The sequence below is a fragment of the Fontibacter flavus genome (assembly GCF_042432905.1).
Lineage (GTDB): Bacteria > Bacteroidota > Bacteroidia > Cytophagales > Cyclobacteriaceae > Fontibacter > Fontibacter flavus.
This window is the reverse complement of sequence record NZ_JBHLWI010000083.1, coordinates 26,832-41,277: the sequence shown is the minus strand read 5'-3', so window position 1 is coordinate 41,277 and position 14,446 is coordinate 26,832. Positions and strand designations below refer to the sequence as shown.

Annotated in this window: 10 protein-coding genes; 6 read left to right on the top strand and 4 right to left on the bottom strand. The window is 39.6% G+C overall.

From position 1 onward, the window contains the following. The first annotated feature begins 2 nt into the window (after positions 1-2). Genes ACFFIP_RS18290 through ACFFIP_RS18275 form a run of 4 tightly spaced genes read left to right on the top strand, consistent with a single transcriptional unit; the run spans position 3 to position 5,119 of the window. Complete coding sequence (locus ACFFIP_RS18290) at positions 3-761, top strand: DUF547 domain-containing protein (RefSeq protein WP_382389217.1); 759 nt, start codon at positions 3-5, stop codon at positions 759-761. Continuing rightward, entirely contained in the window at positions 754-2,112 is a 1,359-nt protein-coding gene (locus ACFFIP_RS18285; protein WP_382389216.1) for an NAD(P)/FAD-dependent oxidoreductase, read from the top strand. Before ACFFIP_RS18290 ends, ACFFIP_RS18285 begins: the two co-directional genes overlap by 8 nt. Next, positions 2,109-3,653 (top strand): 4Fe-4S binding protein, encoded by a 1,545-nt coding sequence (locus ACFFIP_RS18280; protein ID WP_382389215.1) that lies wholly within the window; start codon positions 2,109-2,111, stop codon positions 3,651-3,653. The genes ACFFIP_RS18285 and ACFFIP_RS18280 overlap by 4 nt, the downstream gene beginning before the upstream one ends. Continuing rightward, positions 3,653-5,119, top strand: a complete 1,467-nt coding sequence (locus ACFFIP_RS18275) for a cellulose synthase family protein (protein ID WP_382389214.1) — start codon at positions 3,653-3,655, stop codon at positions 5,117-5,119. The genes ACFFIP_RS18280 and ACFFIP_RS18275 overlap by 1 nt, the downstream gene beginning before the upstream one ends. A gap of 20 nt (positions 5,120-5,139) precedes the next feature. Here the strand turns inward: ACFFIP_RS18275 and ACFFIP_RS18270 are convergent, their stop codons facing one another. The 4 genes from ACFFIP_RS18270 to ACFFIP_RS18255 are packed head-to-tail and all read right to left on the bottom strand — an operon-like array spanning position 5,140 to position 12,901. After that, the gene (locus ACFFIP_RS18270; RefSeq protein ID WP_382389213.1) at positions 5,140-5,970 is read right to left on the bottom strand and encodes a hypothetical protein; all 831 of its coding nucleotides are present in this window, start codon (positions 5,968-5,970) and stop codon (positions 5,140-5,142) included. Between the two features lie 3 nt (positions 5,971-5,973). Next, complete coding sequence (locus ACFFIP_RS18265) at positions 5,974-6,933, bottom strand: Smr/MutS family protein (protein ID WP_382389211.1); 960 nt, start codon at positions 6,931-6,933, stop codon at positions 5,974-5,976. Next, a complete protein-coding gene (locus ACFFIP_RS18260) occupies positions 6,930-8,231 on the bottom strand; it encodes a cryptochrome/photolyase family protein (RefSeq protein ID WP_382389210.1) in 1,302 nt (433 codons plus the stop codon). Before ACFFIP_RS18260 ends, ACFFIP_RS18265 begins: the two co-directional genes overlap by 4 nt. A 44-nt stretch (positions 8,232-8,275) precedes the next feature. After that, entirely contained in the window at positions 8,276-12,901 is a 4,626-nt protein-coding gene (locus tag ACFFIP_RS18255; RefSeq protein WP_382389209.1) for a translocation/assembly module TamB domain-containing protein, read from the bottom strand. A 12-nt stretch (positions 12,902-12,913) separates the two neighbouring features. On the opposite strand from ACFFIP_RS18255, the gene tsaD reads away from it, so the two are divergent. Further along, the gene (gene tsaD / locus ACFFIP_RS18250) at positions 12,914-13,918 is read left to right on the top strand and encodes a tRNA (adenosine(37)-N6)-threonylcarbamoyltransferase complex transferase subunit TsaD (RefSeq protein WP_382389208.1); all 1,005 of its coding nucleotides are present in this window, start codon (positions 12,914-12,916) and stop codon (positions 13,916-13,918) included. Positions 13,919-13,961: 43 nt separating this feature from the next. Further along, complete coding sequence (gene smpB, locus ACFFIP_RS18245) at positions 13,962-14,432, top strand: SsrA-binding protein (RefSeq protein WP_382389207.1); 471 nt, start codon at positions 13,962-13,964, stop codon at positions 14,430-14,432. Positions 14,433-14,446: the final 14 nt, after the last annotated feature.

Genomic DNA, 14,446 nt, shown 5'->3' with positions numbered 1-14,446 from the left:
CTATGTATTTGCATTGGCTGATTGTTTCAGTATTTCTGTTTAATTTTTCCTGCGGGAATTCTGATTTGGGACAAATAGGTTCATCGCCGCCTTCACATCAACTTTTTCATGAGCTGCTGATCAAATATGTAGATGAAAAAGGGAAAGTAGATTATCCAGGCCTGATTAAGGATAAAACAAAATTAGAAGCATACCTGAAGCTGTTGGATCAAAACCCACCAGATAGATCAACCTGGTCTAGAGACGAACAGTTGGCTTATTGGATCAATGCCTATAATGCTTTTACCCTGAAGCTGATTATTGATCATTATCCTGTCAAAAGTATCAAAGACCTGAATCCCAAACTGAGTCTTCCGCTAGTGAATACCATTTGGCAGGTGAAATTTTTTCAAATAGGAGGAAAGGATGCTTCTTTGGATGAAATTGAGCACAAGATCTTAAGGAAAGAGTTCAATGAACCCAGAATCCATTTTGCGATAAACTGTGCTTCTTTTTCCTGTCCGCCTTTACTAAATGAAGCATTTGTTGCCGAAAAGATTGAAGATCAACTGGAAAGTGTGACAAGAAATTTCATCAATGACCCTGTCAGGAATAAAATCCAAAAGGATAAAATTGAAATTTCACAGATTTTTTCTTGGTTCAAAGAGGATTTTACTAAAAAAGGATCTTTAATTGATTATCTTAACCGATATTCTAAAACTAAAATCATCCCCAACGCGAAGGTAACCTACCTTAACTACGATTGGTCACTCAATGAGTAAATCCAAAAGAAAAATTGTCATCATAGGTAATGGGATCTCTGGAATTACCTGTGCCAGAAACATCAGGAAAAAAGATGCTGAGGCAGATGTTTTGGTGATTTCAGGAGAATCCACTCATTTTTTTTCCAGAACTGCCCTGATGTATATCTATATGGGGCATATGAAGTATGAACACACCAAGCCTTATGAAGACTGGTTCTGGGAGAAAAATAGGATAAAGCTCAAAAAGCTGTGGGTCGAAATTGTGGATTTTGAGCAGAAAAAAATCTTTTGCAGCAATGGAAAAGGCATCAGGTTTGATGTTTTGATTTTCGCCACTGGGTCAAGGCCCAATAAGTTTGGTTGGCCGGGTCAGGATTTAATGGGTGTTCAAGGTCTTTATTCCAAACAAGATCTCGAATTGATGGAACAAAACACCTTGGACGTCAAGCATGCAGTGGTTGTGGGAGGGGGATTGATTGGTATTGAGATGGCGGAAATGCTTGCCAGTCGAAAAATTCCGGTTACCTTTTTAGTGAGGGAAAAGAATTTTTGGGACAATGTGCTTCCTCTAGACGAAGCGCAGATGATCAACCGCCATATTCTGGAGCATCATATAGACCTCAGGTTAGAAACCGAACTGGAGCAGATTATTGGAAATGAAGAAGGAAGAGTACGTGCTGTTAAAACTAAGTCCGGGGAAGTGATTGACTGTCAGTTTGTAGGCTTGACTGTAGGAGTGAGCCCAAACATAAAATTCTTGAAGGAGACCCCTCTTGAAACCAATATCGGGATTGTGGTCGATGAATATTTCAGGACAAACTTTCCTGGTATGTATGCCATTGGAGACTGTGCGGAATTCAAACAGGCACCGGCAGCAGACAGAAGAAAAATTGAGCAAGTTTGGTATACAGGAAGGATGCATGGGGAAACGCTTGCCCATAACCTGACATCAGAAAATCCTGTTCCATATAGACCTGGAATTTGGTTTAATTCCGCCAAATTCTTTGATATAGAATACCAAACTTATGGACAAGTCCCACCAAATTTCAGTGAAGAAATAGAGAGTTTCTATTGGGAGCATGAAGGAGGAAAAGTATGTTTGAGAATTGTTTACAGCAAAGTAGATCAGAAAATCCTTGGGGTGAACGCTTTTGGTTGGAGATTGAGGCATGAGTTTTTCGATAAGGCCATTAATGAATCTTGGACCTTGGAGAAGGTATTGTCCAAACTCGATCAGGCGAATTTCAACCCTGAATTTTACAAACCTTACCATAGGGCTGTTTTGGACCATTATCAGCAATTGACGGGGAAAGAAATCCGTGTTCAAAAGGTTTCTTTCTTAAAAAGATTAATCGGATCAAGATCATGAAAAGCATTCAAAAATTCGGGTTGGCACTTTTCGTTCTGGGCCTATTGATATTTACCTATATTCCTTTCATAGGTACTTACCAGTTAAGCGGGGAGATTGTCGAGGAGAAAGTGAAGCCTGAGCATCAAGAGGTAATGCTCAGGATTCTGCAGCCTATGATGGATAAGGTTTATACAACAAATTTCGCTTTTATTAGGGATTTCAAGGGAATTTTTAATGAATACAATGATGATTTGAAGACCCGGCAAGAATGGGATTTGGTCATCTGGGACAATTACGCATTCAGTTTGACAAAAGCTTCGTCAACAGGAGAAGTCAATGATTATCCATATCTGTATTTGGCCGCGTCAATCCTGGTGGCGGTGGTTGGTGGCTTGATGTATATCCTACCTCTTTATAGAAAAGAGCCTGAAGGAATAAAAAACAATGGAATCTTTTTTTCTTCGATGAAGTCAAGGGGATTGTTGGGAATCCTTACGGGTACCTATCTTATCCTTTTCTATATCATCTTATACTGGTATCCCGAATACATGACCAACTTGGTCATCATGGTGGATCCAATCAGTAAGTTTTTGTCAGGAGGAGAAGCCAGCCAATGGTTTTTATACGGATTGGTGTATACCCTTGCCATCTTGGTGATGGGAATCAGGATGTTTAGGAAATATCAAGGAAATGCATATCAAACCGTCCGTACTGCTTCAGTCATGTTTTTTCAGGTGGCCTTTGCATTCTTGATTCCTGAAATCCTGGTGTTGCTGAACAAACCTTGGTATGACTTCAAAAATATCTGGCCATTAGATTATTCTTTCTTTTTTGATTACAGGATTGACGGGATGTTAAGCTCCGGGGCGATTGGTATGTTTATGCTGGTCTGGGGAATCTTATTGATCGTTTTGGCGGTGCCGATCATTACGTATTTTTATGGGAAAAGGTGGTATTGCTCTTGGGTTTGTGGCTGCGGTGGGCTTGCAGAAACTTTGGGAGACCCTTATCGGCAGCTTTCGGATAAGTCGCTCAAATCTTGGAAAATTGAACGTTACATGATTCATGGTGTTTTGGTCTTTGCAGTGGTGATGACTTTATTGACGATTATCAATTACTTCATGGAATTTGGCCTGCTTGGTCAGGCTACAGATCAGTTACATGCTATTTATGGATTTGCCATAGGTTCTGCTTTCGCAGGAGTGATCGGGACAGGGTTTTACCCTTTTATGGGTAACAGGGTCTGGTGTAGGTTTGGATGTCCTTTGGCAGCATATTTGGGGATAGTGCAACGATTTAAATCACGATTTCGAATCACCACCAATGGCGGTCAATGTATCTCCTGTGGGAACTGTTCCACTTATTGTGAAATGGGGATTGATGTCAGGTGGTACGCGCAGCGGGGACAGAATATTGTTCGATCTTCCTGTGTGGGTTGTGGAGTGTGTTCTGCGGTATGCCCAAGAGGAGTATTGAAGTTGGAAAATGGGGAAGAGTCAGGAAGAATCAATGAATTGCCAATTATAATCGGTAATAAATCAATTAGCGTTAAACCGTAATGTTCCTGATCTATTTCTTTTTGGGTATTTATGTCTTTGCCATGCTATTCATCCTGTTTTACAGTTTTGCGCAGGCAGATCTTCTATTTCACTTTTTAAAGTTTAAGAAAAATGTAAAAACAGTTTCGGTTCCAGATTGGAAAGAATTACCGAAAGTGACTGTGCAGCTGCCGATATTCAATGAATTGTATGTGGTAGAAAGACTACTTGATGCAGTGGCAAAATTCCATTATCCATTAGACAGACTTGAAATACAGGTATTGGATGACAGTACTGATCAGACTTCAACCATCATCAAAAATCATATTCTGAAATATCCTGAAATTAATTTCAGGTACCTTCACAGAACCGATAGGCAAGGTTTCAAAGCTGGGGCACTTCGAGAAGGCCTCATGGTAGCAGAAGGGGATTTTATTGCAATTTTTGACGCAGACTTTGTTCCTGATCCTGATTTTCTGCTCAAAATAATGGGACACTTCAAGGATGATCAAGTAGGAATGGTCCAAAGCAGGTGGACACATCTGAATGAGAATTTTTCTATTTTAACCCGTTTGCAGGCTTTTGCCCTAGATGCTCATTTTATGGTAGAACAAATCGGCAGAAATGAGCAGGGAGCCTTCATTAACTTTAATGGAACTGGAGGGGTATGGAGAAAAGACTGTATTTTGGATGCAGGCAACTGGCAGGATGATACCCTGACGGAAGATTTGGACCTGAGTTATCGGGCACAACAAAAAGGATGGAAGTTTATCTACAGACCGGACATCGAATCACCCGCTGAATTACCTCCTGTCATGTCAGCGATCAAATCCCAACAGTTTAGGTGGACCAAAGGTGGTGCGGAGTGTGCATCCAAACATCTTGGGGATGTATTGCGCAAGCCCTTTTCGCTGCGAAAAAAAATCCATGCTTCTGCACACTTGCTCAATTCGGTCATTTTCATCGCCGTGTTTATTGTCAGTTTGTGCAGCATACCCGTTTGGTGGGCATTTCACAATGGTTGGATGCCTGATTTTTACTTTCAGGCTGCGGTAGTTTTTTTTGTGGGATTTATAGTGATCGGATTGGTCTATTTCTTCGCTAATTTGAGTTTGGTAGAATATTCCTGGAAAGGAATTGGCCGTTTTATTTGGGAATTGCCACTGTTTCTATCAGTTTCAATGGGCTTGGCCTTGCACAATACCCAGGCAGTTTGGGAAGGATTAACAGGGAAAAAATCACCTTTTATCCGTACCCCAAAGTATAACCTTCAAAGGGAGGAAACTTGGACGAAAAATATATACAATCAGTTTAAAATACCGGTAACTACCTACTTTGAAGGTTTATTGGCTCTGGTATTTATTTTTATGACAACGATTTCCATTTTCACTGAAACTTATGGCATGATTGTCTTTCACTTGATGCTTGCGGTAGGTTATTCCGTGGTCAGTGTAGCATCTTATAAAAGTTACCGGCCTTTGAAATAGCCTAATTTAGAGAGGTTTTTTTATTCTAAAATTCTGTCAAATAATTCCTTGACCTGAACTTCCACTTTTTTGGTATGCAGCTTTTTGTTGGCATGTAAGGAAGCCAAAAGGTCCAGATATTTTTTTGATACCTCAGGTTTTTCAGCTAAAAAACCTGTTAGATGCTGCATGAACAAATGGTTCTCATACCAAAGGAGCATGGATTTTTGAAGTTCTTTCATCCTTTCGTGAACTTCCTCCACAAAAATAGGATTGAAGCCTGATTCAATCCTCAGGTTTTCGAGTGCGGTGATCACCCGTATCCCTTCATAAATATCCTTTAGCGACTTACTGTCAAGCTTACCGTTGTCAAGATTAAAAAAAACCAACTCTTCATTGATGATCTGTGTAGTGGCTGTATTGATCATCAGCGGTTTGAGTCCTTTGCTGTATTGGAAGGCCTCTTCGTAGAGGTTGTCCCAAACCTGAAGTGGTGCTGATACAATCAGGTCATAAACTTCAGCGTAAAGGTTGTTTTTTTCAGCTTCCAGTGATTTGGTATAGGCGTTGAAAACAACGTTATCCTTTAGCTTGATTGCTTCCACCTGTCCCATAATCATTTTGATATGTTTCGTTTTTTTGAGCCCTTTGAAAATTTTCTTAAAGGGTGAAAATAAACGGAACTTGAGTTCATCTTCTTTGAAGTGAATTCTGGAAAGCAGGTCAATGTAAATTTCCAGGAAAATAAAACGGGTTTCCAGTTCTATGGCCTTTTTCCCTCTATACTGCTTGCTTAATGAGGAATAGGCGGATTTCGCACCATCAAAGTGCTGTTGAAAAAGCCGAAAAATCGGAGATATTTTGCTTTGCATGGCTTAAGAAATTCTAACCAAAGTGGCACCGTATCCAAAACGGCTCTTCTGTGTGTCTTGAAAATACTTAATATTTCCCAAATGACTTAGATACTTGTGGATTTCTTTTTTCAATACACCATTTCCTATTCCATGGATAAAAGTGATTTCATCCATTCCCGATGCAATAGCATAATTGAGATTTTTTTCAAAGGTATCCATTTGTAATCTGAGCATTTCAGAATTACTCATGAAAGGATAGTCTTTTGTAAGCTTTTCAATATGAAGATCAATTTCTTTTGGAGGTCGTTGAAATTGCTTTGGGGTGATAGCAGTAGGCTTATCTCCATTAAGCTGTTCATTCAATTGTTGGATATCTATTTCCTTGGTCTGTTCAGATAACTTGAACACATATCCTTTTTTGTTCAAAACAGGAGCGAGTCCTTTACTTTTGAAAAAAGAAGAAGCTTTGAATTTCAGTTTTCGTTCAAAAGAGCTTTGGGTTTTCTCAATTTTAGGATGAACTGGGAAAAACTGAACCAGAAGTGCTGGCCAATCCTCAAAATTTTGGATGGATTTTTCCCCCAGTTTTTTGCTTGATTTAGCGTTGAGTCTTTCGGCTAGAATGGTCTGACTGTTTTCCCCGTAGACCTCTGAGGCCATGACCATATAATCTCTTTGCGAATTGTTACAAAGGTAAATGCTGTGATCCTTGTCATTGAGTGGAATGTAGGCGATAAAAACAGCCTTAAGATCGCTTTCACTTTCCTTTATTGGGCCCGTTATCGGGAAATGTTCAATATCATGCCTGTTTTCACCGAAATGTTGCCTCTCTACCGAAGAGATGACCACCACTTCATTCTTCATAGCCGGAATTCGGAATCCATCTTCAATTTCAATTTCCACACGACCGCCTGGTGAAATTTTTGTAATGACACCCTCTTCGTTGCCGTGAAGTAATCGTACTTTGTCTCCTATATTCATGAATTCAATGCTGTTTTGTATGTGTTAATGGCTCTTTCTCTGGCAAATTTATGGTCTACCATGGGTTTAGGGTAAGCAGGAGTGCCAAATTCAGGAACCCATTTTTTGATATATTTTAATTCTTTGTCAAACTTTTCGGTTTGGGATTCCGGATTGAAAACCCTGAAATAGGGCTGAGCATCAGTTCCGGTTCCTGCCGCCCATTGCCAACCACCATTATTGGAAGACAGTTCAAAGTCCAGTAATTTTTTTGCAAAATAAGCTTCTCCCCATCTCCAGTCAATTAAAAGGTGTTTGGTAAGGAAACTTGCAACTATCATTCTTACCCTATTATGCATGTAGCCGGTGCTGTTGAGTTCACGCATCCCAGCATCCACTATGGGATAACCGGTTTTTCCTTCACACCATTTTTTAAAGTCTTCTTCATCTGTTCTCCAGCGGATTTGGTCGTATTGTGGTTTGAAGGCTTTATTGACCACATGAGGATTGTGATATAGAATCATCATGTAAAATTCCCGCCAGATAAGTTCGTTTAGGTAGGTGCCATTCAGTTTGGCGGCTTCTAAAGCCAGTTGACGGACACTAATCGTTCCAAAGCGTAGGTGTACTCCCAGTCTAGTGGTTCCTTTTACAGCAGGAAAATTTCTGGTTTTGTCATATCCCTGAATGATTTTTCGGTCGATCTCAAGTGCCGGGATTTTAATCTCAGATGGTGAAAAACCCATTTGTTCTAATGAAGGGACAGGTAAGGGGCTTGTTTTGAAGAAGTTGTTTTTTTTTCGGTCCAAAGTGACTGTTTGGATATTGGAATTTTTGAATTTCTCCAGCCATACTTTGCTATAAGGGGTAAATACTTTATAAAAGTCTCCGCTTCCATTGACGATTTCTCCCTTCTCAAAGATTACCTGGTCCTTGAAATCCAAAAACTGAATTCCATTCGCATTCAAAAGTTTTTTTACTTCTCTGTCCCTTTCATGGGCATGGGGCTCGTAATCTCTATTAGTATATACGTTTTGAATATTGTAGGTGTCTAGAAGCTCTTTCCAGACTTCTAATGGTTTGCCGTATTTGACGAGGATACTGGATTCAAACCCTTTTAATTTTTCGCTTAGTTGTTTGATTTGCTCATGGATGAATGATACCCTGGCATCATGTCTGTCTTCCAGAGCGTCTAAAATATTTTTATCGAAAATAAAAAGAGGCAAAACGTCTTTTTCCTGATTGTAGGCATAATATAATCCCGTGTTGTCTTCCAGCCGGAGGTCTCTTCTGAACCAAAAGATGCTAACTTTATTCATATTGTTTCATTTTTCTTTAAAAATTCACCCAAGAGGGAATTGTTTCAATCTTCGTCCTCTTTTCTGAAATTTTTAATAGGTGCATCCATTTGATAATCCAATGGGCTTACTCTTTTGTCTAGATTGTCCAAAGGGATACGTTGCCAGTTTTGTTCGATATTTTCTTCAAATTGGTACCTCAAAAAATCATCGGTGTCATTAATGCGTAGTTTTTCTTTTTCTTTTCTTCTGATTTTATCCCATAGTTCCCCAAAAGAATTGAAGGAAAGGTTTTGGGAAACAGAAACGCCATAAGTAGCGACATTTCTAGCAAGGGAAAGCGAGGTAAAGGTATTGAAATTATTACGGTTGTATATACGAAGCCTATATCTGCCATCTTCCGTAATCAGGTATTCCGCATTCCAGTCACCTGCAATACTGTTTAGATCAGCATTTCCTTGTAAGTCTGTAAAGCCGCCATCTCTGGTTACTCTTAATCTCCCGTCCAAAAAAGTATATGCAACCCTCAACTGAAAAGTTTCCAGCGCATTTTGATCTAAATTAGCCAGGTCAATGTCCACTTCCAAATTTTGGTCCACCTGAGCGATGAAACTGTTCAGCTGAGAAGAGAGAAGCTGGCTCAGATTAGAGGTGGCGATATTGCTGACACCACTGAACTGGCCTTCAGGAGAAAGGGAGCGCATCATAATGACAGAGAAAACCTGTCGGTTTTTCTCTTGTTCGTCATTGGCGATCCTATTTTGAAATGCAGAAATATAGGTTTGGACATTTCCTTCGGTTGGAAACTCGGCAAAATCAAAATTGAAAGTGATATCAGGGGAAAGGAGGTTTCCTTTCAAATCCATGATGACTTTAAGTGGATAGCGTCTTCGTAATTGAGGGTCATCTATTCCTCCAACTTGTGTGTTTTGCAGGTTTTGGAGCGAGACACTTTCCTGATAATAAGCACGAATATCCATTATGCCCTCATAAGGATCGCCAAACCAGGAGATTCTTCCGCCCGGTTGCACCGAAAACTCGCGCCTTATTACATTGTATAATGAGAAGTTGTATTTCGCTTCAGAAATCTCATAATTACCCAACATCGAAAAGTTTCCCTGAGTATCAATGTTGAGGTTTAAGACACCTCTTCCTCTTCCCTGAATGTTCTCGCCTGTTCTTGGATCAATCTGGATTTCGACATAGGCATCAGGCGTTACATCCAAATTAAAGTTCATCCGGACATTATTGATTGCCAATTTTTCAATTGATTCCTCAAAACTCACCACCCTACTGGTATCCCTGACGTTGATGATATTGATGAAATCTTCCTGTGCTTGCACATTGCTGCTTCCAAATGGGATATAAATCCGGGTGTTGGGCTGGGAAGTCGCTCTGGCTGTAATGTCCAGATTATTAGCTGCTCCGAAAATATTTAAACTGCCCGTCACAAAAGCAGATCCGTAGAAGAGGTCATTATCCCTGATGGAGGTATTCAGTACCTGAAAGTTATCCAGGTTGGTAGATATATCCAAAATGAAATCTCTAAAATAATCATGGACAATACCGCCCCTCATTCTGGCAAGATTGCCATTCACATCTCTAAGGGTCAGTTCTCGGAAATTGATTTCATTTGGCTCAAAAATCAGATTTCCGTCTATGGTATAGAAAGTGTTGAGGTAGTTGATCAGGACTCTCCCTCCGCTAACCTTCCCAGTACCCAAAACTACAGGGAAATTCACTGTTCCCTCAATAATCAAATCTCCTGAAACCGTTCCTCCCATGCGGGTAAGATAGTCTGACAGGAAGGGTTCCAGAATGGATAAGTCCGCATCATTTAATTCAGCTTTCAGGGCAAGCTCATCATCATCGCTGTCCAAAAAACCTTTTACAGCAATGACTTTTTTACCCTCCCTCTCATTGTTCAGTTCCACGTTGATCAGTCGGTTGGAAAAGTAAGTAGCAGCATCTATATCACCAATTAGGAAATTGTTAATATAGAGATCGCTGATGTTCAATTGGCCATTAATACCTAGTTTGTCGTAAAAATTATTCAAGCCAAACTGCCCATTGGCAGACCCTTCAAACTCCTTCATGCTTAAGGTGTTGAAGAAATCGAGGTTTAATTCATGGATCTCCAGTCCAAGTACGTCATTAGGGTCTTCAGTAATGCTGCCATTAAAAGCGATGAATTGGTTTTCATTAAAGAGTTTGACATTGTCAAATAGAAATGATTTGCCGGTAATATAGATTTGGTTTTCAGGGTCAAATTGCCAGGTTTTATCCAGTATTTTCAATGCTGAAGGGTCAAATACTATCGTAGTATGATCAGGATAAATGGTGATTTCGTTTTTGATCCTGATGAAACTTCCTGTTTCAAGCTGATCCTGTTCATAGGTGAGGTCAATGTTGGATTCATCCCAAATGGCCTCCATGGCCAAGTTATTGAAGGTTAGTCCTGAATTCAACACCTGCTTTTTGGAAAACACATAGAATGACGCCAGTACATCATCATTAGCTGTAAGTTTAGAGGTGTTGAAATCCAAGTTTGTGTTAAACAAAAAGCTTCCCTTATAGTAAATTGAATCTATACTGGAGAAAAAGTTCAAAATGGTATTGTCGGGAGTTTGGTAAAAAGCACCTTCAATGATAGTGTTTTTAGAAATGGAAGCCTGGGGTTCAAAGAGGTTGATGATGGGGTTGATATCAATAAAATTTAGGTTTATATCGATATTGTAGGGCTCATGGTCATTGCCGATTTTAAGGGGTTCCGGCTTTTCAGAGTTGGTGAGGATGGCAAGGTATTCTTTGCTGAGGGTTTCAACATCATTGAGCAATTGGTTAACCTTGAATTTTCCCGAAATTCCAGCAACCAATAAATCTGAATTTAAAGAAATTAACCTGGATTCATCTGTGAATAGGGATTGGAAAAAGAAATTGTCAACGAAAAGGTTTCTTCCTTCATAACTTAAGTTGACATCACTGAATCTTGCTATTCCCTCAATATCATCAAGCGTCACTCCTTTGGTGTCCATAGCAATTTTACCGCTCACAAATGTTTCTTTTTCCAAAAATCCCAGTTGATGGAGATAAGCAGTATCCAATTGAACATTCAACCGAATAGAATCTTTACCGTCTCTGACATCTAAAACCCCTTGAGCTTCCCCGGTGAGGTTTGGATCATGGATAATCAATTTGCCTCTGAACAAATCCTTTCCATAAGTAGCGTCTGTGATAATATTGGTGTAATTGTATCCATTTACACCGGCGCTTTTGATATCCGCGTCAATCTCTAAAAGCGCTGTTTGTAGAGTTAATCCCGTGCCTCTGATATTTCCTGACATGGTGACTTTTTGGAACCTTTCTTTGTCTTCCAATAAAATCCCTAAATCCAGGTTTTGAAGTTCCAGCTTTCCGGAATAAGTGGGTGTTTCCCCTTCGGATTTATAGCTGAGCCTGCCGATTAAGTTGCCTATTCCAGTTCTAAAATTTCCATTTGCAGTAAAAAAATGGAGGTATCCTGAGAAATCGGTGTCAAACCGGATGTCACGGAATTTGTTGATCTCCCTTCTTGCTTCATTTGAGATATAAGGGGATAAGTCATTACTATTCAGGACGGAATTTTGTAAGGACATCTGGAAAAAGGTATTGTCCAGACTAGGTAAGCCATCAATCTGAAACTTTCCGAAAAGTGCACTTCTTTGTCCAAATCTGATCAATAACTGTTCTGATGAGAAATCCGCAACAGTTCCTCTTATTTCACCACTGAGGAAAATCCTGTCTTCAATGTTCGGAAATTGATCAGTAAAGTAGGCAAGGTCTTGAATGTCAAGTGCGGCTTCGTCGAGTCTTGCTAAAATCCTAACTTCTTCAGTAAAGTTGGACAGAGACTTCGTAGAATCAAAATCAAAGCGGAGGTAATCCTTGATTTCAGTTTTATTGGAGCGGACAAACAGTTCATCAAACTCCATGAATTTTGGAGAGTAAGTAAAATTTGTTTTCAGCTGCTGGAATACCATACCCGAAGTAGATTCAATTCCCCTCAAGTAATTCACTTGTAAACCTAATTTGGGTCCCTCGGTGTAGAAGTTGTCAGCATCTGCAATCAGTTCTCTGAATCTAAGGTGGTTGAAATCAAATCCAGACTCTACAGGTACTCCTTGGTAGTTCAGGATGTCCAGTGAAGTTTCTTTGAAATAGATATTATTGATGGAAAATTTACCGGAAGGTTTATTGGGGTCCTTTTTGCCGGGAAGAATTTTGTTGATACCTGAAAAAAAATCAGTGATATTGAGGTTGGTTTGGTCTTCATGGAAAATCAACCTTACATTTCCATGTTCCATTTTGATCTGATCAATCGAAGGGTTAGCCTTATCAAACAGCCCTTGTATGGAGAAGTCTATATAAACTTCTTCCAAATCGACCATAAGGCTATCATTCAGATCATAAATAATGAGGTCATTGAGACTGATGGCGTCCCACCATCTGATTCTAACTTTTGAGATATCAGTTTTGAAGCCGGTATTTTTAGAAATATAGCTGGTCAGTCCATTGGTTACTAATGTTTGGATAGCCGGTATTTGTAATAAAACAGCAATTAGCAAAACCCCAAGGAAAAGGAAAAGCACAAGCCTGAAGATAACCTTAAAGGCTTTCAGTAATTTTTCCGTAACTTTCGGGTTCTTTTCCAAGGAATAAGCGAAATGAAGATCAATATTCTAGCCATAGAGTCATCCTGCGATGAAACTTCTGCAGCAGTAATTTCTGACGGCAAAATACTTAATAATATAATCGCCACACAATCAGTACACGAAAAATATGGCGGGGTCGTTCCTGAACTTGCTTCTAGGGCACATCAGCAGCATCTGATTCCTGTTATAAACGAAGCCATACTGACTTCTGGTATAGATAAAAAGGAACTTTCCGCTGTGGCATTCACAAGAGGACCAGGTTTGATGGGTTCATTGATGGTAGGTGTTTCTTTTGCCAAATCTTTTGCCTATGCTTTGGGGATTCCTTTGATTGATGTCAATCATATGCAGGCCCATATTCTGGCGCATTTTATAGAAGATCCGAAACCTAATTTTCCTTTTATCTGTCTGACTGTAAGTGGAGGGCATACACAATTGGTATTGGTGAAGGATTATTTGGATATGAGTGTAATAGGGGAGACAACTGACGATGCAGTTGGGGAGGCCTTTGATAAGACGGCCAAACTGCTTGGATTGCCTTATCCTGGAGGTCCTTTGATTGATAGATATGCCAAAGAAGGTGATCCCAGCGCCTTCCAATTCCCAATTTCTGATATTCCTGGATTGAATTTTTCTTTTTCTGGGATCAAGACAGCTGTCTTATATTTTTTGAGGGACAATCTCAAAAATAGTCCCAATTTTATAGAAGAAAATCTTAAGGATATTTGCGCATCAGTGCAATTTACCTTGATTAAAATGCTTATGTTAAAATTGAAAAAAGCTGCCAAGGAATATAAAATCAACAATATAGCCATTGCAGGAGGTGTGTCAGCTAATTCAGGATTAAGAAAAGAATTGAAGGATTTGGCGTCAAAGCATGGTTGGAATGTATTCATACCTAAATTTGAATACTGCACGGATAATGCGGCAATGATTGCCATGGCAGCCCATTTTAAATTTCTGAAGGGGGATTTCTGTGGGCTTGATGTGACCCCGGAGGCCAGAATGAAATTTTGATTCCATTCTAAGGGAAATTAACACAAGCGAAGACTCATAACTTATGTCAAAAGATAAAAACAATAGATTCAGTAAAATCATCAATATCCGTAATAAAAAGGCAGGTTTTGAATTTGAATTCCTGGATACTTTTATTGCTGGATTGATGCTTACAGGTACAGAGATCAAGTCCATCAGAGAAGGCAAAGTGTCTTTGACTGAAGCGTATTGTTACTTTAAGAGAGGGGAGTTATTTATCAAGCAAATGCATATTGCGCCTTATTCAATGGCGGCTAGCTACAACCATGATGCTGTCAGAGAGAGGAAATTGCTCTTAAACAAAAAGGAACTGGAAAAGCTTGAGTCCAAGTTTGCTGAGAAGGGATTATCGATCATTCCAGTTAGGATTTTTATCAATGATAAAGGATTGGCCAAAATGGAAATCGCTCTTGCTAGAGGCAAGAAACTTCATGACAAGCGCCAGGACATTAAGGAAAAAGATGTCAAAAGGGAGTTGGACAGAATGAAATTTTAGAAACAATCTGTCTG

Bases quoted from the DNA above. Each gene is read 5' to 3' on its own strand.
- ACFFIP_RS18265 (WP_382389211.1), bottom strand. From the start codon at position 6,933: ATGAATATAGGAGACAAAGTACGATTACTTCACGGCAACGAAGAGGGT.
- ACFFIP_RS18290 (WP_382389217.1), top strand. From the start codon at position 3: ATGTATTTGCATTGGCTGATTGTTTCAGTATTTCTGTTTAATTTTTCC.
- ACFFIP_RS18280 (WP_382389215.1), top strand. From the start codon at position 2,109: ATGAAAAGCATTCAAAAATTCGGGTTGGCACTTTTCGTTCTGGGCCTA.
- ACFFIP_RS18285 (WP_382389216.1), top strand. From the start codon at position 754: ATGAGTAAATCCAAAAGAAAAATTGTCATCATAGGTAATGGGATCTCT.
- tsaD (WP_382389208.1), top strand. From the start codon at position 12,914: ATGAAGATCAATATTCTAGCCATAGAGTCATCCTGCGATGAAACTTCT.
- smpB (WP_382389207.1), top strand. From the start codon at position 13,962: ATGTCAAAAGATAAAAACAATAGATTCAGTAAAATCATCAATATCCGT.
- ACFFIP_RS18260 (WP_382389210.1), bottom strand. From the start codon at position 8,231: ATGAATAAAGTTAGCATCTTTTGGTTCAGAAGAGACCTCCGGCTGGAA.
- ACFFIP_RS18270 (WP_382389213.1), bottom strand. From the start codon at position 5,970: ATGCAAAGCAAAATATCTCCGATTTTTCGGCTTTTTCAACAGCACTTT.
- ACFFIP_RS18275 (WP_382389214.1), top strand. From the start codon at position 3,653: ATGTTCCTGATCTATTTCTTTTTGGGTATTTATGTCTTTGCCATGCTA.